Origin of the sequence: Azospirillum sp. (genome assembly GCF_035628975.1) — a bacterium.
In the GTDB taxonomy this organism is placed as follows: Bacteria; Pseudomonadota; Alphaproteobacteria; order Azospirillales; family Azospirillaceae; genus Azospirillum.
Map to the genome: position 1 here is coordinate 38534 of NZ_DASPIS010000087.1, position 21481 is coordinate 60014.

Here is a 21481-nt window from a genome sequence, read left to right on the forward strand (position 1 = left end):
GAGTCTTGGCCGGGTGGAAGCGCTACGGGATGCGGATATGTCGATGAGAAGGGCCGATCGCCTTGACCGGTTACAGACCGCGCTGGATGCCGGCGGCTATCTTCGGCTGAAGGATGCGGCCCGGCTGCTGGGCGTTTCCGAGATGACGGTGCGCCGCGACATCGCGTCCTGCGGCGGACGCTTCGCCTATCTCGGCGGCTACATCGCCGGCGGGCTGGAGAGCAGCGGCGGCATGGGCTACATGCTGGACCGGGAGCGCGACGCCCATATCGACATGAAACGGGCGGCCTGCGAGGCGGCGGCGACCCTGCTGAAGCCTGGGGAGACGGTCTTCATCGACTGCGGCACCACCACCACCCACCTCGCCAGCCGCATCCCGGCCGACAGCCAGATCACGGTGGTCTGCTACGCCATGAACATCGCGGAGATCGTCTGCCGCAAGCCGGGCGTGCGCGTGGTCATGCTGGGCGGCCTCTACCACGCCTCGTCGGCGTCCTTCTCCAGTCCTGAGTCGCTGGAGATGCTGCGCGGCATCGGCATCAACACCGCCTTCATCTCGGCCGGCGGCGTGCACGAGTCGCTGGGGATCAGCTGCTCCAACTTCCACGAGGTGGAGATCAAGCAGACCGCCATCGCCAATGCCGTCACCAAGGCGCTGGTGATCGACACCAGCAAGTTCGATCAGGTGAAGCCGGCCTTCTTCGCCAAGCTCGACAGCTTCGACCTCCTGTGCTGCGACCGCGGCCTTGATGACGAGCGGGCAGGGCGGCTCGCCACGGCGGGTGTCCGGATCGTACCGGCCTGAGCCGCCGGACGACTCTGATCAGCCCGATTTGGCGTCGCCCGCCGCCTTGCCCAGCGCGCTGCCGGCCGACGCGCACATGATGCAGGCGATGGCCGCCCACTGCACCCAGCTCAGCCGCTCGCCCAGCATCAGGAAGCCGATCAGCGCCGCCACGGCCGGCGACGCGCTGACGGCGAGGCCGAACACGGGGCCGGGCAGGCGGCGGAGCGCCATCATCTCCAGCGTGTAGGGCAGCATGCTGGACAGCGCCGCCACCGCGAAGCCGACCGCCAGCACGGACGGGACCAGCAATCCGCCGCCGGCATGGGCGACCCCCAGCGGAACCGTGAAGCTGGCGGCGACCAGCATGCCCCAGGCCACCGCCTGTCCCCCCGGCAGGGAAGACGCACGCTTGCCGAACACGATGTAAAGCGCCCAGCACAGCGCCGCCGCCGCCGCATAGGCGACGCCGACCGGATCGAGCGCGGCTGACGCCTGCCGCAGCGGCAACAGCAGGACGAGCCCGGCCGCGGCGCAGGCGATCCACAGGAAGTCCTTCAGCCGGCGGGAACCGAACAGCGCCACCGCCAGCGGCCCGGTCACCTCGATGGCGATGGCGATGCCGATGGGGATCAGCTCCATCGCCCGGTAGATCGACAAATTCATCGCCCCAAGCGTGGTGCCGTAGACCAGCAGGTTGCGCAAATCCCCGCGGCCGGGACGGCTGCGCCAGGGCCGCAGGATCGCCGCCAGCATCAGCGCCGACAGCCCGACCCGCAGTGCCGTGACGCCCTCCGCCCCCACCAGCGGGAACAGCGACTTGGCCGATGCGGCGCCGACATATTGCGACAGCAGCGAGGCCAGCAGGAGAAGCAGGGGAAGCGCCGCGTGCTCCGTCCTGCCGGCGGTCGTCGGGTCGGTGGAGGCGTTCGCCACGCTCGGGGGCTCCGGATTGGGGAGTGGGACCGGACGAAAAGATACTGTGACGTCGCGGCGCTGAGCGCTTAAGTTTCGCCCCATCGACGCATCGTTATTTCGCAAGAGCCCCCATGCGCTCAACAACCGCTCGGCCGCCGGACCAGCTCGACGACCAGGACCGCGCGATCCTGCGCATCCTCCAGCGCGACAACAAGACCTCGCAGCGGGCCATCGGGGAGGCGGTCAATCTCTCCGCCCCGGCGGTGCAGCGCCGCATCGCCCGGATGGAGGCGGCCGGCATCATCCGCCGCAACATCGCGGTGGTCGATCCGGCCAGCGTCGGCCAGGGCGTGACCGTGGTGGTGGAGGTCCAGACGGTCAACGACCGCTCCCCGGTGATCGCCGCCGCCAAGCGCCTGTTCCGCGAGGCGCCGGAGGTGCAGCAGTGCTATCTGGTCACCGGCAAGGCCAGCTTCATCCTGATCCTGCTGGTCCCGGACATGGCAAGCTACGAGGTGCTGTCGCGCCGCCTGTTCGCCGACAATGAACTGGTGCAGGCCTTCCAGACCCTGGTGGTGCTCGACCCGGTGAAGGTCACGCTGGAGGTGGACGTTTAGAGCGTTTCCGCCGTTTGGCCGCTCAGTCGTCCCAGTCCTCATAACCCCAATCCTCGGCATCCGGGTCGGCGGTGCCGAGCGGGGCCACGGTCGCGCCGGCGTCCAGCGCCGCGGCAAGCCAGGGCTCCACGCTGGTGACGGGGGACAGCCGGCACCAGCGCCGGCGGCGGCCGTCCCACCGGCACTGACCCTGCCGCTTCATCTCCTCCCGCAACTCCCAGGACGGAATGGAGGGGAAGCGCAGTTCCAGGCCGCGGTCGTTCTGGGCGATCTCCACCAGTTCCCCGGACAGGGTCGTGTGGGTCAGCCCATTTTCCAGCACCCGGCGCAGCAAGCTGGCGCGCTCGTCGCGGAGGCGGGCCTCGGCCTCGCGCTGGCGGCGGCGTTCCGCCATGGCGTCGGCGATCCAGTCGGGCGGCTCCTCCAGCACGCGATAGCCGGCACCGCCGCGGGGCCCCGGCGCCTCTTCGATCAGCCCTTCCTGCACGAGATCGGCAAGCATGGCCTTCAGCCGGTCGCGATCGGTCCGGTTGCCGAGCGGCCGCTGTGCCGCGGCATCCGCGGCGGTGAAGCGCTCGGCGGCACCCCAGCCCTCGTAGAGTCCGGCGGTCAGCGCGTGGAGGTCGGCGATGCGGCTGCGCTGGTCGGCCAACCGCTGGGCGACGATGGCGTTGGGGGCCAAGTCGGTGCGCCCGCTCAGCCCGCAGGTGCTGCATTGCCAGCCGCCGGGATCCGACAGGAGGATGCGCGGCGCGCAACGGCGGTTGCGGCAATGCTCTTCGCTGCCCGGCTCCGGCAGGCCGCGTCCGCTGTCCAACAGGGTGCGGATCGCGTCCAACGGGCTGTCGGCGACGCCCCGCAGCCTGTCCAGCACATCCGCTGGCAGCCACACCTCCGCGCCGCCGGATTCATCGGGTTCGGCGAAGCGGCTGGTCAAACGTCTGCGGTGGGCGGGGGCAAGCAGGGAGAGCACCCGCTCCGCCGTATAGCTCTCGTCGAAGGTATCGGCGAGGGCTTCCGCCAGTTCGGCCAGCGATGCGGTCGGCGCCAGGGCGCTCCGGTCATCGGCGGCGACGATGCGGCGGGCCTCGGCAAGGATTGCCGCGCTTGCCTCCGGTTTGCCCGCCCTGTGTCCGCTCTGGCCTTTCGCTGCCATGTCCGCTCTGGTCCGATGCCGCATCACCCCAACCAAGCTGGTCGTCGGCAAAACGGTGTTCAAGCGCTGGCGGAACGGCCTTGCGAACGACGGTGTTGACGGTAGGCAACCAAAGGCATCGGCGCCCCGCCCAGCGGCAAGGGCGCCGGATATGATGAGGGTTCCCATGCCAGACAGCGCGCATTTCGCTCCGCCCGGGCCGCTCGGCTTCGGCGGCGCTCCCCTGGGCAACATGTTCGAGGAGGTGGCGGACGACATCGCCGAAGCCACGCTCGACGCCGCCTGGGACGCCGGCATCCGCTATTTCGACACCGCTCCCGAATATGGTCCCGGCATTTCGGAACACCGGTTCGGCCATGTCCTGCGCAACCGCCCGCGCGACCGGTTCGTGCTGTCCACCAAGGTCGGGCGGCTGCTCCGCGCGGACCAGAGCAAGGGCGGGCGGCACGGTCCCTTCGTGAAGGGCCTGCCCTTCCGCGTCGATTACGACTACACCGCCGACGGCGTCCGCCGGTCGATCGAGGACAGCCTGCAGCGGCTGGGCATGGCGCGGATCGACATCGCCTATATCCACGACTGCGCCGAGGACGCGCATGGCGACCGCTGGCTGGAGGTCTTCGACACCGCCATGAAGGGGGCCGCCGTGGCGCTCACCCGACTGCGCGAGGAAGGGGTGATCCGCGCCTGGGGCCTGGGCGTCAACCGGGTGGAGCCCTGCGTCATGGCGCTGGAGCGCGCCGATCCGGACGTCTTCCTGCTGGCCGGCCGCTACAGCCTGCTGAACCAGCCGGCGCTCGACGAATTGTTCCCGCGCTGCGGGGAGCGCGGCGTGCATGTGGTGGTCGGCGGCCCCTACAACTCCGGCATCATCGCCGGGGGAAAGACCTTCGAGTACCAGGAGGCCCCAGCCGACAAGGTCGCCGCCCGCGACCGTCTGGCGGAGATCGCCGGCCGCCATGGCGTCGATCTTCGCGCGGCAGCCCTGCAGTTCTGCGCCGCCCATCCTGTCGTCGCCTCGGTCATTCCCGGCACCAAGAACCCGGCGCGGGTGCACGAGAACGTCCAACTGATGGCGCAGCCGATCCCCGCCGATTTCTGGCGGGAGCTGAAGGCGTCGGGCGTCCTGCCGGAACAGGCGCCGACACCGGCTTGATGGTGTCCGGCTTGATGGGGGCGGGTGGGCGCCGCCCCGTCAGGCGCTCACCACCATTCCGGGGAAGGCCGCCTCGAACCGGCCGGGCTCGATGCCGTGGCCGGCCAGCGTGGCGCGCAGCCGTTCGGGCGGCTCCTCGCGCGCCTCGTCGGTCAGGGCGAAGGTGCCCCAATGGATACCGACGGCCTTCCGCGCCCCGACATCCAGCATGATCCGCACCGCTTCCTCCGGGTCGCAATGCTGGGCGGACATGAACCAACGCGGATCGTAGGCGCCGATGGGGATCAGCGCGAGGTCGCAGCCGCCCAGCCGCCGGTGGATCGCCTTGAAGGCCGCCCCGGTGCCATAGCCGGTGTCGCCTGCGAAATAGAGCGTGCCGGCCGGCATGCGCAGGAAGAAGCCTCCCCACAGCGCCATCCGCCGGTCGCGCACCGTCCGCGACGACCAGTGGTTGGCCGGAACGATGTGGACCTCCGCACCTGCGGCAAGCTCGAACCGGCTCCACCAGTCGCCGACCGCAGTCCTTATTCCGGGAATATGCCTGTGCAGGATGGTGTCGTTGCCGAGCGGCGTGACGACCAGCGGCCGGTCGCGCTCATGCAGCCGCCGCAGGGTGTCGATGTCCATATGGTCGTAATGGTTGTGCGACAGCAGGACGGCGTCGATCCTCGGCAGGTCGTCGAACCGGATGCCCGGCGCCGTCGCCCGCTTCGGTCCGGCGAACCGCACCGGGCTCGCGCGCTCCGACCAGACCGGATCGGTCAGGATGTTCAGCCCCGGCGCTTGGATCAGCGTGGTCGCATGCCCCACCACCGTCACGCGCAACGCGTCGGCCTCCGGTTCCGGCACCGCCGGGGTGACCGGCACCTCGCCCGGCCATTTGACCTTTTGACGGCCGAACTGCCAGCGCAGCAGCTGGCGCAGCGAGCGGTCGGTGTCCGGCTCTCCCGGGTTGAAGAAGCGCACCCCATCGAAGTTCGAGGAGACGGGTCCTTGCCAGTAGGGATTGCGCATGCGGGACGGATCCTCCGTGTCGTGGCGGTGACGGCCTGGGACATCAACATTTGCGCAGCCTGGGCCATGCTTGAAAGGGGGAGTGCCGCAAATCGCTCCGAAGGCGGATCGCCACTGGACCGCTGGCGGGTGGGCAGGCTACTGTGCCGCCTTGATTCATGGTTTGATCCCGGTTTGGACCCAATGCAATCCGATACGCCGACCGACGAGCAGCACCGCGCGATCCAGGCGATCGATGCATGGTACATGGACGACCAGGCGCCGCAGGTCTTCTGGCTTGCCGGAGAGGCGGGAACGGGGAAGAGCAAGACCACCGCCTTCGTGCTGGAGCATCTGCAGGACCGCCGTCGGCTGAGGGATTATGTGGTCGGCGCGCCGACCGGCAAGGCCGCGCAGGTCCTGCGCCAGAAGGGGATCGAGGGGGCGGCGACCCTGCACTCGCTGCTCTACGCCCCGCGCAAGGACGGCGACACCGGAGAGCTGTTCTTCGCCCGCCGCAGCGACGGGCCGATGGCCGATGCCGACCTGATCGTTTGCGACGAAGGGTCGATGATCGGCGACGACGTGGCCCGCGACCTTCTGCGGACGGAAAAGAAGATCCTGGTGATCGCCGACGACTATCAGCTGCCGCCGGTCTCAGGCCAGGGGCTGTTCACCAGCGGCGAGCCGGATTTCCGCCTGACCGAGCCGCACCGCACCGCGCGGGAAAGTCCCGTGATCCGGCTCGCCCACCTGCTGCGCCGGCAGGAGATGCCCCGCCGCTTCGGCGCCGTCGGCAAGGTCCACGTCCTGCCGCTGGAACGCAGCACCCAGTCCCTGGTGATGCGTCCCTCGTCGCAGGCGATCTGCGGCACTCACCGTGTCCGCACCACCTACACCAAGCGGATGCGCTCGCTGCTCGGCCATGACTCGGTGATGCCGCAGACGGGGGAGCGCGTCATCTGCCGGCGCAACCAGAAGGACGAGGGGCTCTACAACGGGATGATCGGCTCGCTGACCCGTCCCGCGGCCGAGGCCCAGGGGCGCGACGCCGGCCTGTGGTCGCTGGGCGTGCAGATGGAGGACGAGGTGCGGTCCCGCGGCAAGCTGATGGTCCATCCCTGGATGTTCCAGGCCCACTATACCGAAGGCATGGTCCAGCCGCGGGTGGGCAAGGACATCCAGGTCTATGATTGGGCTTGGCTGATCACCTGCCATGCTGCCCAGGGGTCGGAATTCCCGTCGGTCACGGTGGTGGACGACTCGGCCGCCTTCCGGGAGCACCGCTGGCGCTGGCTCTACACCGCCGTCACGCGGTCGCGCGACGAACTGGTGCTTCTGCTGCGCAATGCCGCGCTTGGCGGACCGTGGCAAGTGCCGGATTTCGACGACTGCCTGCCGGACCGAGCGAGCGCTCGATAAATTGAAGTGATCGAACGCATCAGGTCTTTGCGTTGGATGTGATCGATCACGGTCTCCATACTCCCTGGATCGGAGCGGCACCGCCTCCCGCCGCACCGCCTTTGGAGACCCGTCCCATGCCCCCTGACGCCGTGGCACCCGCAAGGCCGGTGCCGGGATACCCCGTCCTCGGCCATATCCGCACCGTCACACCCGGCGTCGCCCTGTGCGCCACGGTCACGGCGCTGGCCTTCGTTGCCGTCTGGGGGGAGGCGCGGCTGTTCGGCGAAGCGTGGATCGAAGCGCTGGTCCTGGCGATCCTGATCGGAACCGCGCTGCGCACGATGTGGACGCCGCCCGCGCTGTGGCGGCCGGGTATCGCCTTCTCGGCCAAGATCCTGCTGGAGGTGGCGGTCGTGCTGCTCGGCGCCACGGTCAGCGCCGCCACCATCCTGGCGGCGGGACCGGCGCTTCTGCTGGGCATCGCCGCCGTGGTGGCGGTGGCGGTTGCGGCGGGGTTCGGGATCGGGCGGCTGCTCGGCCTGCCGCCGCGGATGGCGCTGCTGGTCGCCTGCGGCAACGCCATCTGCGGCAATTCGGCCATCGCCGCGGTGGCGCCGGTGATCGATGCGGACAGCGAGGACGTCGCCGCCTCCATCGCCTTCACCGCAGTGCTGGGGGTGGCCGTGGTGCTTGGCCTGCCCTTGATCGGCCTGGGCCTGCAGCTGAGCGGGGTGCAGTATGGCGCGCTGGCGGGGCTGACCGTCTATGCCGTGCCGCAGGTGATCGCCGCCGCCGCCCCGCTGGGCACAACGGCGGTGCAGGTCGGCACGCTGGTGAAGCTGGTGCGCGTGCTGATGCTGGGGCCGGTCTGCCTGCTGCTGTCGCTGCTGGCGCCGAGGCTGAACGGGGATGCGCCCGGCGCTTCGCGTCCGGCCGCACCGCCGGTCCATCATCTGGTGCCGTGGTTCATCCAGGGCTTCCTGGCGATGATCGCCCTGCGCTCCCTCGACCTCATTCCGCAGGCCGCCCTGGTGCCGATGGGGCATGCGGCGACCCTGCTGACCGTGGTGTCGATGGCGGCGCTCGGGCTGGGGGTCGATGTGCGGACGGTGGCGCGGGCGGGCGGGCGGGTGACCGCGGCGGTCGTCCTGTCCCTTCTGATGCTGGGCGCGGTCAGCCTTGGCCTGATCCATGTGATCGGCCTGGCCTGAAAACGGGCGGGATTCTACATCCGGCAATCGAAGGACGCATTGACCCAGATTAATGCGTGAATTTGCCGGTGTGCGATCCTGACCTCATCAAGTCCCCGCCACCCCCGAGCCCCTTATGCGGCACCGGAGGTCGCGCCGGGCCCCGCGGGAGAGCGGCCGTTCAGGTCCATTCCGCGCGCCGAACAAGGAGTTTGGTCATGCGTCAACCGTTGCAGATCGCCTTCCGCAACATCGACCCGTCTCCCGCCCTGGAGCATCTGATCCGCGAGCATGCCGAAAAGCTCGACCGTTTCTTCGGTCGCATCCTGGCCAAGCGCGTGGTCTTCGAGGTTCCCCACCGCCACCAGCATCAGGGCAAGCAGTTCACCGTCCAGATTGCCCTGACCGTCCCCGGAGAGGAACTGGTCGTCCACAGCGACAAATCCGGCGGCCATGGTCACGAAACCGCCGATGCGGCCATCCGCGATGCCTTCGACGCCGCCCGCCGTGTCCTGGAACGCTTCGCCGAGCGGCACCGGCACGAGGTGAAGTCCCATACTCCGGCGCCCGACGCCGCCTTGTCGTAAGCGCACCGTCCGGCATTTCCGCGTCTATCCGTCCAGCGCCACGCCCGTCCGACCATCCCGGACGGGCGTGGCGTTTTTGCTGTTTCGGCAATTTTGACAAGATTATAGTGTATAATATTTGGAAAAGGCGATCAAACAACACAGCAAAAATCAAAATCCTACTTGATGAGTAGCCATTCCTGGTGTTCAATCCTCCAGACCCCCGTCGGGCGCGGTCCGCATCGCCCCGGTCATCCTGTTGCAGGAGCATGGATCCATGACGATCGGCACCACCTCCGCCCCTGCCCCCGCTTCCCCCCAGGCCTCGGTCGATCAATTGGTCGGCGTGATCGGCGAGAATCTGCGCGGCTTCCGCCGACGCCAGGGCCTGTCGGTGGATGGGCTGGCGCAATTGTCCGGAACGGATCCGGCGCTGCTGACGGCCATCGAGGAAGGACGCCAGCGCCCGGACATCGGCACTTTGTGGACGGTCGCCAAGGCGCTGGACCTGTCCTTTTCCAGCCTGCTCAGCACCGGCGGCGATGCCGGGACCACGGTGATACGGCGGGCCGAGCAGCGCAGCCTGACCTCCCGCGACGGCCGCTTCACCTCGCGCGCGCTGTTCCCGCTCAAGGGAGAGCGGCAGGTGGAATTCTATGAGCTTCGCCTGTCGCCGGGTGCCGACGAGTCCTCCGACGGTCATTCCCCGGGCACGGTCGAGAACATCCTGGTCGGCCGCGGCCGGGTCGAGGTCACCACCGCCGACGGCGAGCATCGGCTTGAAGACGGCGACTCGATCCTGTTCGAGGCCGACGTTCCCCACCGCTACCGCAATGCCGGCGACGGCGAGGCGGTGCTGTATCTCGTGATGTCCTACATCCTCTGAGCATGGGGAGATCTCGGATGCCGGATACCCTCCTGCCGCTTCACCGCGATCTGCTCGACCCCCAGGTTGCCGCACTGGGCGAACTGGCCGCCCGCGCCGGGCTGGTGCCGGCCGATCCGCTGCGCCTGCCGCTGGCCGAGGTGCGCGACGCGGCGGAGCGCTACCACCTCTTCCTCAACGGCCCGGCACTGCCTGCCGATGTGCGGGAGGTCGAGGCGGCCGGCCCCGCCGGTCCGCTGCGCCTGCGTCTGATCCGGCCGCCGGCCGACGACGATCATACGGGCGGCCATCCCCTGCCGGTGCTGATCTACTTCCATGGCGGGGGCTTCGTCCTGAACTCCGTCGACACCCATGACCGGCTGCTGCGGCTTCTGGCCCGGCACAGCGGTGCGGCAGTCTGCGCCGTCGCCTACAGCCTTGCCCCGGAGCGGCGCTTCCCCCATCAGCGGGATGAGGCGCTGGCTGCCCTGCGCTGGGTGGTGAGGCATGGCGCCGGCCATGGGCTGGACCCGGAGCGGATCGCCGTCGGCGGCGACTCGGCGGGGGCCAACCTGGCGCTCGGTCTGGCGCTCGATGCACGGAACGAGCCTGGACCGCCGCTGTCCTTCGGCATGCTGCTCTACGGCATGTTCGCCCACGATTTCGATACGGAGTCGCACCGGCTGTTCGGCGGCGGGCGCTATGGCCTGACGACGGAGCGGATGCGCTGGTACTGGCGGCAATATCTCGGTCAAGGCGGGATCACCCGCGATCCGGCCGCCGCCCCGCTGCTTGCCGACCTGCAGGGGCTGCCGCCGCTGCATGTGGCGGCGGCCGGGCTGGACTGTCTGCGCGACGACAGCCTGCGCCTTGCCCAGCGGCTGGAGACGGCGCGGATTCCGCACCGTCTGGTGCTGCACGACACGCTTCCCCATTCCTTTGCCAGCATGACCCGCCATGTCCGGACGGCGGAAGCGGCGGTGGTCCTGGCCGCCGGGGAGGTTCGCCGCCACCTGTTGCGGTGAACCACCGATCCGGTGGGCTGTTGTCTGCTCCAGGCGCCCGCAATTAGGGGGCGTCGATGCCAAGGGAGAGCAGACCATGACGACCACCCGATGCCGCCGCATCCTCGCGCCTTGCGTTGCGGCGCTGGCCCTGATCGCCGGCACCGCCCTGGCCCAGCCCGCCAATCCGTCCGCCAATCAGCCGGGCTCCGCCGCGATGCCGGGGCATGACCGGATGCAGGGGCACGCCCAGGACCACGCCAAGGGTGATGCCATGCCCTCCGATCACCTGCCGCAGGACCAGTTGACCCGGGATCCGGCCTCGCAAGCCTACATGGACGGCATGCGCAAGATGAACCGCGACATGCGCAAGCCGATGACCGGCGATGCCGACCAGGATTTCGCGCGCATGATGCTGTCCCACCACCGGGGAGCCATCGACATGGCGAAGGTCCAGCTGCAATACGGCAAGGATCCGGAACTCCGGGCCTTGGCCCAGAAGATCGTCGACGACCAGACCAGGGAGATCGCGCAACTGCAGGATTGGCTGAAGCGGCGTCCGGCCAAGCCGGCACAGAATGAAGGGGCTGCCGCGAAGGCGCCGAAATGATGTGAATCCCGCCTGACCGGATGTTCCTGCTTGCGCGTGCGATGCACATCATGGTTGCATCTGCCATTGTTTTGAGCAGGCCCCCGGAAGATGATCGAAAGCGCCAGCGTCATTCTGGAGCGGCATAACGCCACCCTCGTCGGGTCGGGGGATGAGACGCTCGTCCTCATTCCCGGCTTCGGCACCGAACAGTCGGCTTGGCGCCATGTCGTAGATGCCTTCAAGGACCGCTACCGCATCCTGTCCTTCGATCTGGCAGGGGTCGGGCCGGCCAACCAGATCCACTACGACCATGCCCGCTACGGGACGCTGGACGCCTATGCCCGCGATGTCGTCGCGGTTCTCGGCGCCCTCAAGGTGGAGCGCTGCGTCTGCGTCGGCCATTCGGTCGCGGGCATTGTGGTGGCGCTCGCCTCGGTCAAGGCCCCCCATCTGTTCCGCAAGCTGGTGCTGCTGGGGGCGTCGGCCTGCTACCGCAACATCGGCAGCTATCGCGGCGGGTTCGAGAGTGCGGAGATCGACAACCAGATCGAAAGGGCCACCCGCGATTACCTGCGCTGGACCGCGCAGTTCGGACAGATGGTCGTGTCCGCCCCGGCGGAGGATCCGACCGTGCGCGAATTCGTCGCCACTTTGCGGGCGATGCGTCCGGACATGGCCCTGTCGCTGCTGCTGACCATTCTGCAGAGCGACCTCCGCAGCCGCCTGCCCGAGGTGACGGTGCCGGCGGTCGTCCTCCAGACCCGCGAGGACTCCGCGGTCCCTCGGGAAGCAGCGGAGTATCTGCACGACCATCTGGCCGGCAGTGTCCTCGAGGTGCTCGACGCGTCGGGGCATCTGCCCCACATGTCGGCCCCCGGGACGGTGATCGACGCGCTGAACCGCCACCTGCCGTAAGGTCCGCCGGCCGGGGCCGTCACTCCATTCCAATGGGCAGGGTGAAGGTGAACCGGCTGCCGTTGCCGTCACTGTCCGCCGACAGCGTCCCGCCATGGGCGGACATGACCGAACGGCAGATGGACAGCCCCATTCCCATGCCGCTGTCCTTGGTGGTGAAGAAGGGATCGAAGATTCGCGCCAGTATGTCGGGGGAAATGCCGCTGCCGGTGTCGCCGACGCTGACCGCGAGCAGGCCGTCCGCCACCCGGCTTTGCACCAGAAGCTCGCGCTGTCCGCCATGGCCGGCCATCGAATCCAGCGCGTTGGTGACGAGGTTCAGCACCACCTGCTGCAGCTGGGTGCGGTCGCCCCGGACCTGGACGCCGCCGCTGCGGAGATCGGCGGTCAGGCGGACGCCGCGCTTGCCGATCTCGTCGGCGGTCAGGGTCAGCACCTCCTCCACCAGGGGATCGACGGACAGCGGTTCCAGCACCAGGGGGGCCTGCTTCGCGAGCGACCGCAGCGCGCGCAGGATGTCGGCGACGCGTAGGCCTGCGGTGCGGATGTCCTCCAGGTTCGACAGGGCCTCCGCCACGTCGGGGGTGGGGGCTTTCAGCCAGCGCAAGCTGGCCCCGGCGCTGGCGACGATCCCGGCGAGCGGCTGGCTGATCTCGTGCGTGATGGAAGCCGCCAGTTCCCCCATGACCGTCAGATGGCTTGCCCGCGCCAGATCGGCGCGCGCGACGCGATGGGCCGCCTCCGTCTCCTGGCGGCGGCGGTTCTCCAGCATCAGGTCGGTGTAGAGCCGGGCCGCCTCCAGCGCGTTGGCCGCCTGCGGGGCCAGCACCTCCAGCATCGCCGCCTTGCGCGGGGTGAAGACGTCGAGCGCGAGGTCGTTTTCCAGATAAAGGACGCCGACCAGCCGCCCCTGCTTGATCAGCGGCTGGCAGAGGAAGGAACCCGCCTTCCCGCCCGCCGTCGCCGCATCGCCGGAGGAGAGCGTCCGCCGGGTGCGAAGCACGGTGTGCAGGACGGCGGCCGGCACCTGATCCTCCGCCGGGACGTCGTCGGCCAGCCGGACCACGATGTCGCTGTCGACCACGGTCGCGGTCGCCTCCACCCATGGCTCGTCCCCGCGCATCAGCAGCAGGGCGCCGCACCGGGCGCCGGCATGGACGATCATGGCGACCATCAGCCGTTCAACCAGCCGGTCCAGCAGGATCTCCTCCGACAGGGCATGGGCCGTCTTCAGCACCAGCTCCATGTCCAGATCCTCGGCGCCCTGACGGGCATCGGCGGGGCCGTCGACGGCCAGGAAGGGGAACTCCGCCTCCAGCCCCTTCACCTTGGCCAGCGCTCCCCAGCGACGGTAGGCCGCCGCCGCCAGCCTCAACTGGTCGCGGGCGGCATAACCAAGCTGCAGTGACCGGGCGTGACGGCCGGCCAGTTCGTGGGCCAGTGCCTGTTCGTGGGAAAAGCCGGCGGCCGCCGCCGCCGCCGCGGAGTCGTCGTAGAGCCGCATCGCCTCGACGTCGCGGCCGTCCAGCCGCGCCATCTCCGCATCGACCAGGGCCAGCTTGTTCCGGAAGGTCAGCGGGTTGATGCCTGCCCACAGGGCCAGCCGCCGGCGGCAGTGCGCCACCTCGTCCCGTGCCGCCGCGGGATCCGTCCCGGAATTCTGGGTGTGCAGCACGGCGTTGTAGAAGGTCAGCTCGCCGACCGAGATATGGTGATGCACCGCCCAGGTCATGCCGAAAGCCGGCGTCAGGTTGGCCCGCGCCAGGACGAAGTCGCGGTGGTACAGGGCAGTCTGTCCGCGCAGCTGCCAAGTCCAGAAATACAGCGCCGACATCGGCGTGCGGCCCGGTGCCGTCACGGGGTCGAGGAAGGCCGCCTCCCAGGCACCCACCGTCTGGCCGGCGTCCTCCTGGAGCGACAGCACGTATTCCCGCTGGGTCGACATCAGATCGACGATGTCGTCGAACCCCGCGTCCCGCGCGATGGCGATCAGCGGGTCGGTCTCCTCCCGCACCGCGGACAGCCGCTCCCCCATCGCCAGCAGGTCGGAGACGATGTGGTTGCAGCTGTAGCAGAGCATGCGCAGCTCGGCGCTCCGGTGTCCGACCCTCTTCGCCTCGCGCACATGGGCAAGGCCGTAGGACAGCGGCTGCGTCCAGGGGCTGACCTGATCCAGCGCCACCAGCACCGGGGTGCGGTAGCGTTCGAAGCCGTGGCGATCAACCAGCGCCAGGGCCGCCGAGGCGAAGGCGAACCCTTCCTCATACTCGTCGAAGACGGTCGCGAGGGAGACGCCGAACCACGCGATTCCCTGGGCCGAGGCGGCGGTCACGCCATGCTTCAGCGTCAGCTCCACCATCCTGGCGAAATGAAGATGCAGCAGGTCCCCGGACTTGTAGAAGAAGGCCGCCTCCAGCGCCGTCAGCAGCGCCATGGCCGCTTCCATCCGCGGATCGTCCATCGCCGGCAGGTCGGCCAGGGCCGAGACCGGCCGGCCGTCCAGCAGGCGCCTGATCTCGTCGTAGGCGGCGGCGACCGCCCCCGGCGGCGGTTGGGCGGGCAGCTCGATCCCCAGCAGCGCCAATCCCTCCAGCGCCACCCGCACCGCGCCGCGGAAATCCGACGCCACGGTCAGGCGCGCGGCTTTCAGCCGATACGCCTCCGCGCCATCGATGGCGCCGTCGGCATGGCGGAACAGCGTTTCGATGGCGCGGTCCGCCCCGACCGCATCGCCGCTCGCCAGCAGGCATTCGGCGGTCAGCACCGCCGTCCGCCAGGCCAGCGGGTAGGAGCGGGTCCAGCGCTCCTCCCCCAGGATGCGGTCGGATCCTGCCAGATAGGTCAGCGCCCGGCCGCGCGCTGCCGCGGCCACCGCCTGACCCGCCGCGTCGATCAGCGTGCCGGCGAAATCATCGGCCCGCCCGGCACACAGCGGGGCACCGAACGACAGCTCGATCTGCGCGGCGATCCTGAACAGCTCCTCCGGACCGCGGTCGGGCCACAGATCCAGCATGGCCGAGGCGATCGCCGCGTGCTGTGCCGGGCGGTCCGCTTCCGGCGTCAGCCCATAGGCAGCCTCCTGCACGCGGTCGTGCACCAGCACCCATCCGCAGGATTCCCCGTGCAGCACCAGCCCGGCCGCTGCCGCGGGCGCGAGTGCTGCCTGCACCGCGGCGGGCGGCAGGCCGGCGACCGATGCGAGCAGCCGGTCGTCGGCGCCGTTTCCGACACAGGCCAGCAGCCGCACTGCGTTCCGGCTGGCAGCCGGCAACCGGCGCAGGCGGACGACCAGCAGGTCGGTGACCGTATCGCCGCCCGGCAGCAGGGCCGTCGTGCCCTCCGTCCATGTCCAGGCCGAGCGGCCGGCGTCGTGGCGCAGCGTCCCGTCATCCGCCAGCGTACGGAGAAGCTGCAGGATGTGCAGCGGGTTGCCGCCGGTCTTCTCGCCGATCAGCCGCAGCAGGTCCTCCGCCCGGTCGACCGGTTCGTCCAGCACCGCGGCGACCAGGGCGGCGGTGGCCTGCGGGCCGATCGGCGGCAGGGCGATCCATGCAGGGGCCGTGGCGCCATCCCGCAAGGTCGACAGGAAGCCGCGGAAACCCGGCCGGATGTCGGCGCTGGTGTCCCGGTAGGCGGCGATCACCACCAGCCCCGGAGGCGGACTGTCGGCGATGGCGCGGATGAAGGCCAGCGTGGCCTCGTCGGCCCATTGCAGGTCGTCCAGGAACAGCAGGACCGGCGCGCCGGGACGGGCGAAGGCCTGCAGGACGCCGGTCAGTATACGGCGGATGCGCAGCGGCTGCCGGCTGGACGGATCGTCCAGCGTATGGCCGGCCGGGCCGGTCACCGGCTCGAATTCCGGCAGCAGGTGGAGGAACAGGGCCATCTGCCCGTCCAGCCGTTCGGCCAGACCGGCGCGCAGCCCCTCCAGTTCCTCCAGCGGACCGGCGACCACCCCGGCCGCCAGCCGGCGCAACGCCTGGAGCACCGGGGCGTAGGGAACGGCCGGCTGATACTGGTCGGTCTTGCCGGCGGCGATGCGGGCATCCACCGGCAGCCGGTGCCGCATGAAGTCGGCGACCAGCGCGGACTTGCCCGATCCGGGGGCGCCGCCGATGAACACCAGCTGCCCCCGTCCGCCCGCCGCGGCACGGCCATAGGCGTCGCCCAGCCGGCCGAGCTCCTCCTCCCGTCCCAGCAGGGCATCGGGCGGGGTCAGCCGGCGGACGCGGTCGGCCCGCGCCAGCTCGAAGGAAGGGATGTGCCGATGGGCGGACCAGTCCCGCAGGCCGCGCGTCAGGTCGTCGGCCAGCGAAGCGGCGCTCCGGTAACGGTCGTCGGGCGACTTGGCGATCAGCTTCAGGATCAGGGCGTCCACCATCGGCGGAACGTCCGGGCGCAGGCTGCTGGGGGCGGGGGGACGAACCGCCATGTGGGCGTGCAGCCATTGCGCGGCGGACTCGCCGGTCAGCGGCAGGCGGCCGGTCAGCAGGCCGAACAGCACGATGCCCAGCGCATAGAGGTCGCTGCGCTCGTCGCCCGGCTGTCCCTCCGGTCCGGCGGTTTCCGGTGCGGTGTAGGCAGTGGGCCGCCGTCCGGTCTCGCCGTATGCCTGTCCCGCCTGGAATCCGGTCAGGCGGACCCTTCTACCCGGGGCGAGGATCAGGGCCTGCGGATGCAGGGCGCCATGCAGCAGATGGCGTCTGTGGGCCTTGGCCAGTGCCGCGGCGGCCTGGGCGGCGACCTCCAGGAACTGGATGAGGGGCGGCCTGTGCAGGGTGGACAAGGGCAGCCCGCCATCGTCCGGGTAGAGCAGAGCCGGTCCGTCGCGGGTCAGCCGCAAATCCACCGGGACCAGCGCCCAATCCTCGTCCAGCAGGGGTTTCAGGCTCAGCTCGTGGTCCATCTGCCGGCCGGCGGCCTCGTTGGCCCAGCCGGCCCGTGCGGCCAGCCAACTGACCCCGTCGGCCCCGGTCAGCCGCAGCAGGCTGCGGTTCCCGTCGGTGGACAGCAGTTCGGGGCGGGCGTCGTCCAGCCACTCCGCAGACGGTGCCGCGGGCCGGGTGGGAGCAGGTGTTTCCCTGTCCCGGAGAGGATCGATTCCGGACGCCATCGGACCTTGCTGGCTGCGTGAAAGGGGCCCGACCCGGTGATACATCAGTCATCGGCGGTCGCATAACCGCCAAACGGCTTACGGCTTCCTCCGAAAGGGATAGGGGCTGTGCGTCAGGTTTTGTCGGAGTCCTCCAGGATCCGGTGCAGGATGGCATGGAGGTCGTCGGGGTCGACGGGCTTCTCCAGGAACATGCGGGCACCCGACGCCATCGCCCGGTCGCGGATCCTTGGGTCGGGGAACGCCGTCAGCAGAAGGACCGGCATCTTCGGCATCCGGACCTTCACGGCAACCTGCAGCTCCAATCCGCTCATCCCCGGCATGGTGATGTCCGAGATCAGGCAGCCGACGCCGTCGGGCGGGGAGGCCAGAAAGTCCTCGGCGCAGGCGAACAGCGAGATGCGGTAGCCGAAGGAGCGGATCAGGCTGCCCAGGCTGTTGCGGACAATGGGGTCGTCCTCGACGATCGCGATGGTCGCGCTGGCGGGAGCCGGAACCATGGCGGCTAGCGGCCGGTGTCCCCAGCCGGAGAGGCTGCGGCCGGTGCGGAAGGGAATGGGCAGCCCGATGGGCTCATGGCGGCGGCCTTGCTGACGAAGGGAGATGCTGCCCTTCAATATGGGCGACCTTGCCGGCCGGCAGAACCATACGTCCACGAGGCGGCTGCGAACCTTGGGTGGGGGCACCCCATACCAAAGGTTAGGTGCCGGGCGCGGGGGCGCGGTTCATCATGGGGCCGACCCGTCGCACGCCATTCGGATCGCCGGTTGCCCGTGCGTCGGAACCCAGCCGCCGCAACAGCGAGTGACCGAAGACCATGCACCCCGCCACGGCCGGCCGCCCGGCCGAGCAGAGCCCGTCGGACCGCAGGATCGTGCTGATCGTCGACGACGATCCGCTGCTGCGCTCGTCGCTGGACAGCCTGTTCCGCTCGGTCGGGCTGGAAACCCGCCTGTTCGCCTCGGCCCAGGACGTGATGGACGCCCAGTTCTCCGATGCGACCTGCTGCATCGTGATGGACATCCGCATGCCGCGGATGAGCGGGCTGGAATTCCAGGCCCAGTTGAACGCGCGCGGCATCCGCGTGCCGATCATCTTCATCACCGGCCATGGCGACATCCCGATGTCGGTCAAGGCGATGAAGGCGGGAGCGTTCGATTTCATGACCAAGCCCTTCCGCGACCAGGAAATGCTGGACGCGGTGGAGGCGGCGCTGACGCGGGACGGCGAACGGCGCAGCCAGGACCGGGTCCTGGCCGATGGCCGAGCCCGCTACGACAGCCTGACCCCGCGGGAGAGGGAGGTGATGGCCGGGGTGACCCGCGGCCTTCTGAACAAGCAGGTGGCGGCCGAGCTGGGCATCAGCGAGATCACCGTGAAGCTCCACCGCTCCAGCCTCATGAAGAAGCTGGGGGTGCGGGCGGTCGCCGACCTCGTGCGGCTGGCCGAGGCGCTCGGCATAAACCGCGGCTGAGTTGGTTGCCGGCCGGCACGCGCGGGGGCTTGACGACGCTTGCACGTTCTTTGCTAATTTAGTGTCGTACCAGTAAATGGTTTATGCCGACAGGTGAGAACCTAAACCAAAGTCTAGGGGCGTTCTACCTAAACACTGCCGCGGTTTATCTGTGTCTAGTGGTGTGCGGCATGTGGCCGCGCCTACCCTGTGTGCAGGCAAGTCGGGGGCCAAGCCGGCCGTTCCGACATGGCTCGCCCGCCGGTCTTCCGGATGACGGAAGCGGCAGCCTGCACGCAAGCCCACGGAGACACCCATGGCCACGGCCTTTCAGAGCAATCTCCACCTGCGCTACGTCCCGATCCCGGAAAAGCCCGACGTGCTGGTCCTTCGGTCGCCCCGCGGAACGGTGGGGGTCGCACGGGTCCGTTGCCAGAACGGCGGCATCGGCCGCTTCAGCAGTCCCGAGCCCGAGGATGCGTTCCTGGTGAGCCATCACCTGTCGAACTTCCAGTCCGACGTCTGGGTCGACGGCGTGCTGGTGGAAAAGCCCGCCAACATCGCGGGGCTGACCACCATCCACGATTACCGCCGCACCATCGACTGCCATATGCATTCGGCCTTCGACACGCTGACCTTCCATCTTCCCCGTTCGCTGCTGGAAAGCGTCTGTCCGGATGTGCGCGGCAGCCGGCTGGAGGATCTGGCGATCGAGCCCAGCCGGCCGGTGAAGGATCCGACGGTCACGGCGCTGGCATCCGCCATGCTGCCGGCGCTGGCCTTCCCGGAGCGGATCAGCCTGCTGTTCCACGACCATCTCTGCTCGGCGCTGGCGACCCATCTGGTCACCGCCTATGGCCGGACGAACGAGGTCAGGAGCGGCGGCACGCTGGCGCCCTGGCAAGAAAAGCGGGTGAAGGAGATGATCGCCGCCAATCTGGACGGGGAAATCCGCCTGGCCGATCTCGCCGCCGAATGCCGGCTGTCGGTCGGCCATTTCGTCCGCGCCTTCCGGCGCACTGCCAACACCACCCCCTACCAGTGGCTGTTGCAGCGGCGGATCGACCATGCCAAGACGCTGATGCGCGACGGGTCCCAGACGCTGGCCGACGTGGCGCTGGCCTGCGGCTTCGCCGACCAGAGCCATTTCACCCGCACCTTCAGCCGCTTGGTCGGCGTTTCCCCCCGTGCCTGGCGGCAGCGCAATACGGCAGTCGACGCGATGCCGAAAGCCCCCGCACTCTGCCTGATGGCGGGGGCGTCGAATGCTTGAGGGAGAACGCGGCCAGGGCAGTTCGTTGAGGTGCGAACGCCGCGCGCTTCTGCGCGGTCAGTCCAGCGGTTTCAGTTCGCCCAGCAGGGTCGGCAGCAGTTCGGCGACGGTTGGGTGGATGTGGACGGCGCGCTGCAGGGTCGGGTAGGGCGCCTTGGCGTACATCAGTCCAGCACGCCGTGGATCGCCTCGTCGCCGCCGGGGCCGAGGATGGCGGCGCCCAGGATCTCCTTGCTGTCGGCATCGACGGTGATCCGCATGAAGCCCTGCGCTTCGCCCTTTTCGACCGCACGACCGACGCGGGTCATCGGCCGCTGGCCGACCAGCGCGCGCCGGCCGGAACGGCGGACCGCCTCGTCGGTCATGCCGACGCGGGCGAGCGGCGGGTCGGTATAGAGCGCGTAGGCCTGGATGCGGTCGTCGACGCTGCGCGGATCGTCATCCAGCAAATTGGCCGCGACGATCTCGAAGTCGTTGTAGGCGGTGTGGGTGAAGGCGCCGCGCCCGTTGCAGTCGCCCATCGCCCAGATGCCCGGCACATTGGTGCGCAGCCTGTCGTCCACCGTGACGTAGCCGCGCGAATCCGTCGCCACGCCGGCGCGGCCGAGGCCGAGATCGTCGGTGTTGGGCGTGCGCCCGACCGCCAGCAGCACATGGCTTCCCACCACCGACGGATTGCCGGACGCACAGTTCACCCCGACCTCCACGCCGTCCGCATGGGGGGCGAAGCGGATGCAGTCGGCCGACAGGCGGACCGTCACGCCTTCCTTCTCCAGCAGGTCCCGGACCGCGTCGGATACGTCGGGATCCTCGCGCGAAATCAGCCGCTCCCCCTTCTCCACCACGGTCACCTCGGCGCCGAAGCGGCGGTACATCTGCGCGAATTCCAGGCCGATGTAGCTGCCGCCGACCACCACCAGATGCCGCGGCACATGGTCGAGGTCGAGGATCGTGCCGCTGGTGAGGATTTCCACGTCGCGCACGCCCGGCATGTCCGGCACCGCGGCGCGGGCGCCGACATTGAGGAAGATGCGCTCCGCCGTCAGCAGCTCGTCGCCGACGCGCACGCTGTTGGCGGACTCGAAACGGGCATGGCCCTGCAGAACCCGGCAGCCGGGCATGCCGCGCAGCCAGCGTTCGACATTCTGGCGCGACCGGCCGGAGACGGCGTCCTTGCGCGTCTTCACCTTTGCCATGTCGATGCGCACCGGGCCGTCCAGCATCACGCCGTATTCGGCGGCGCGCCGGGCCATCTGCGCCACGCGGGCACTGGCGATCAGCGTCTTCGTCGGGGTGCAGCCGGTGTTGACGCAGGTGCCGCCGAACAGCTTGCGCTCCACCACCACCACGGTCATGCCGGCGGCGGTGAGGCGCTGGGCAAGCGGCGGTCCGGCCTGGCCGGCTCCGATGATGATGGCGTCGACCATGGCGGGCTCCTGCGGCCGGATGTGTTCGTCGGGGGATCGTGGCGTGGGGGAGGATGGT

General features: G+C 69.5%; 18 protein-coding genes. 12 read left to right on the plus strand and 6 right to left on the minus strand.

Features of this window, described 5'->3' with window-relative positions:
• Window positions 1-43 precede the first annotated feature (43 nt).
• On the plus strand, window positions 44-805 hold the full coding sequence (locus VD964_RS19000; RefSeq protein ID WP_324870082.1) for a DeoR/GlpR family DNA-binding transcription regulator: 762 nt from the start codon (window positions 44-46) through the stop codon (window positions 803-805).
• Window positions 806-823: 18 nt separating this feature from the next.
• Here VD964_RS19000 and VD964_RS19005 read toward each other — a convergent pair whose 3' ends face one another.
• Window positions 824-1720 carry an EamA family transporter gene (locus tag VD964_RS19005; protein ID WP_324870083.1) on the minus strand — a complete coding sequence of 299 codons (897 nt, stop codon included), beginning with the start codon at window positions 1718-1720 and terminating at the stop codon, window positions 824-826.
• Window positions 1721-1833: 113 nt separating this feature from the next.
• On the opposite strand from VD964_RS19005, the gene VD964_RS19010 reads away from it, so the two are divergent.
• On the plus strand, window positions 1834-2319 hold the full coding sequence (locus VD964_RS19010) for an Lrp/AsnC family transcriptional regulator (RefSeq protein ID WP_324870084.1): 486 nt from the start codon (window positions 1834-1836) through the stop codon (window positions 2317-2319).
• A gap of 22 nt (window positions 2320-2341) precedes the next feature.
• Here VD964_RS19010 and VD964_RS19015 read toward each other — a convergent pair whose 3' ends face one another.
• Window positions 2342-3475, minus strand: coding sequence for a hypothetical protein (locus tag VD964_RS19015; RefSeq protein WP_324870085.1), 1134 nt, complete (start codon window positions 3473-3475; stop codon window positions 2342-2344).
• A 166-nt stretch (window positions 3476-3641) separates the two neighbouring features.
• On the opposite strand from VD964_RS19015, the gene VD964_RS19020 reads away from it, so the two are divergent.
• Window positions 3642-4628: an aldo/keto reductase gene (locus tag VD964_RS19020; protein ID WP_324870086.1), complete on the plus strand. Its 987-nt coding sequence runs from the start codon at window positions 3642-3644 to the stop codon at window positions 4626-4628.
• Window positions 4629-4667: 39 nt separating this feature from the next.
• Here VD964_RS19020 and VD964_RS19025 read toward each other — a convergent pair whose 3' ends face one another.
• The gene (locus VD964_RS19025) at window positions 4668-5642 is read right to left on the minus strand and encodes an MBL fold metallo-hydrolase (RefSeq protein WP_324870087.1); all 975 of its coding nucleotides are present in this window, start codon (window positions 5640-5642) and stop codon (window positions 4668-4670) included.
• A 183-nt stretch (window positions 5643-5825) separates the two neighbouring features.
• On the opposite strand from VD964_RS19025, the gene VD964_RS19030 reads away from it, so the two are divergent.
• The 7 genes from VD964_RS19030 (at window position 5826) to VD964_RS19060 (ending at window position 12157) form a co-directional block, all read left to right on the plus strand.
• A complete protein-coding gene (locus tag VD964_RS19030; protein WP_324870088.1) occupies window positions 5826-7043 on the plus strand; it encodes an ATP-dependent DNA helicase in 1218 nt (405 codons plus the stop codon).
• Window positions 7044-7159: 116 nt separating this feature from the next.
• Window positions 7160-8236 (plus strand): YeiH family protein, encoded by a 1077-nt coding sequence (locus tag VD964_RS19035; protein ID WP_324870089.1) that lies wholly within the window; start codon window positions 7160-7162, stop codon window positions 8234-8236.
• A 197-nt stretch (window positions 8237-8433) separates the two neighbouring features.
• Window positions 8434-8802: an HPF/RaiA family ribosome-associated protein gene (locus VD964_RS19040; RefSeq protein WP_310115673.1), complete on the plus strand. Its 369-nt coding sequence runs from the start codon at window positions 8434-8436 to the stop codon at window positions 8800-8802.
• Window positions 8803-9058: 256 nt separating this feature from the next.
• A complete protein-coding gene (locus VD964_RS19045) occupies window positions 9059-9667 on the plus strand; it encodes an XRE family transcriptional regulator (protein WP_324870090.1) in 609 nt (202 codons plus the stop codon).
• A 17-nt stretch (window positions 9668-9684) separates the two neighbouring features.
• Complete coding sequence (locus VD964_RS19050; protein ID WP_324870091.1) at window positions 9685-10671, plus strand: alpha/beta hydrolase; 987 nt, start codon at window positions 9685-9687, stop codon at window positions 10669-10671.
• 76 nt (window positions 10672-10747) lie between these two features.
• A complete protein-coding gene (gene copM / locus VD964_RS19055; RefSeq protein WP_324870092.1) occupies window positions 10748-11260 on the plus strand; it encodes a CopM family metallochaperone in 513 nt (170 codons plus the stop codon).
• Between the two features lie 90 nt (window positions 11261-11350).
• A complete protein-coding gene (locus VD964_RS19060) occupies window positions 11351-12157 on the plus strand; it encodes an alpha/beta hydrolase (protein ID WP_324870093.1) in 807 nt (268 codons plus the stop codon).
• 19 nt (window positions 12158-12176) lie between these two features.
• Here the strand turns inward: VD964_RS19060 and VD964_RS19065 are convergent, their stop codons facing one another.
• Both VD964_RS19065 and VD964_RS19070 read right to left on the minus strand, forming a co-directional pair.
• Window positions 12177-17270, minus strand: a complete 5094-nt coding sequence (locus VD964_RS19065) for a trifunctional serine/threonine-protein kinase/ATP-binding protein/sensor histidine kinase (protein ID WP_324870094.1) — start codon at window positions 17268-17270, stop codon at window positions 12177-12179.
• 113 nt (window positions 17271-17383) lie between these two features.
• Window positions 17384-17887 carry a response regulator transcription factor gene (locus tag VD964_RS19070; protein WP_324870095.1) on the minus strand — a complete coding sequence of 168 codons (504 nt, stop codon included), beginning with the start codon at window positions 17885-17887 and terminating at the stop codon, window positions 17384-17386.
• A gap of 200 nt (window positions 17888-18087) precedes the next feature.
• Here VD964_RS19070 and VD964_RS19075 point away from each other — a divergent pair, with 200 nt between their 5' ends.
• Together VD964_RS19075 and VD964_RS19080 are read left to right on the plus strand one after the other, a co-directional pair.
• A complete protein-coding gene (locus VD964_RS19075; RefSeq protein WP_324870096.1) occupies window positions 18088-18744 on the plus strand; it encodes a response regulator transcription factor in 657 nt (218 codons plus the stop codon).
• A gap of 295 nt (window positions 18745-19039) precedes the next feature.
• Entirely contained in the window at window positions 19040-19996 is a 957-nt protein-coding gene (locus VD964_RS19080; RefSeq protein ID WP_324870097.1) for an AraC family transcriptional regulator, read from the plus strand.
• 164 nt (window positions 19997-20160) lie between these two features.
• Here the strand turns inward: VD964_RS19080 and VD964_RS19085 are convergent, their stop codons facing one another.
• Window positions 20161-21423 carry an FAD-containing oxidoreductase gene (locus VD964_RS19085; protein ID WP_324870098.1) on the minus strand — a complete coding sequence of 421 codons (1263 nt, stop codon included), beginning with the start codon at window positions 21421-21423 and terminating at the stop codon, window positions 20161-20163.
• Window positions 21424-21481 lie beyond the last annotated feature (58 nt).

Coding starts and splice junctions, on each gene's coding strand:
- VD964_RS19000 (WP_324870082.1), top strand. CDS start 44: ATGAGAAGGGCCGATCGCCTTGACCGGTTACAGACCGCGCTGGATGCC.
- VD964_RS19010 (WP_324870084.1), top strand. CDS start 1,834: ATGCGCTCAACAACCGCTCGGCCGCCGGACCAGCTCGACGACCAGGAC.
- VD964_RS19015 (WP_324870085.1), bottom strand. CDS start 3,475: ATGGCAGCGAAAGGCCAGAGCGGACACAGGGCGGGCAAACCGGAGGCA.
- VD964_RS19020 (WP_324870086.1), top strand. CDS start 3,642: ATGCCAGACAGCGCGCATTTCGCTCCGCCCGGGCCGCTCGGCTTCGGC.
- VD964_RS19025 (WP_324870087.1), bottom strand. CDS start 5,642: ATGCGCAATCCCTACTGGCAAGGACCCGTCTCCTCGAACTTCGATGGG.
- VD964_RS19030 (WP_324870088.1), top strand. CDS start 5,826: ATGCAATCCGATACGCCGACCGACGAGCAGCACCGCGCGATCCAGGCG.
- VD964_RS19035 (WP_324870089.1), top strand. CDS start 7,160: ATGCCCCCTGACGCCGTGGCACCCGCAAGGCCGGTGCCGGGATACCCC.
- VD964_RS19040 (WP_310115673.1), top strand. CDS start 8,434: ATGCGTCAACCGTTGCAGATCGCCTTCCGCAACATCGACCCGTCTCCC.
- VD964_RS19045 (WP_324870090.1), top strand. CDS start 9,059: ATGACGATCGGCACCACCTCCGCCCCTGCCCCCGCTTCCCCCCAGGCC.
- VD964_RS19050 (WP_324870091.1), top strand. CDS start 9,685: ATGCCGGATACCCTCCTGCCGCTTCACCGCGATCTGCTCGACCCCCAG.
- copM (WP_324870092.1), top strand. CDS start 10,748: ATGACGACCACCCGATGCCGCCGCATCCTCGCGCCTTGCGTTGCGGCG.
- VD964_RS19060 (WP_324870093.1), top strand. CDS start 11,351: ATGATCGAAAGCGCCAGCGTCATTCTGGAGCGGCATAACGCCACCCTC.
- VD964_RS19065 (WP_324870094.1), bottom strand. CDS start 17,270: ATGGCGTCCGGAATCGATCCTCTCCGGGACAGGGAAACACCTGCTCCC.
- VD964_RS19075 (WP_324870096.1), top strand. CDS start 18,088: ATGCACCCCGCCACGGCCGGCCGCCCGGCCGAGCAGAGCCCGTCGGAC.
- VD964_RS19080 (WP_324870097.1), top strand. CDS start 19,040: ATGGCCACGGCCTTTCAGAGCAATCTCCACCTGCGCTACGTCCCGATC.
- VD964_RS19085 (WP_324870098.1), bottom strand. CDS start 21,423: ATGGTCGACGCCATCATCATCGGAGCCGGCCAGGCCGGACCGCCGCTT.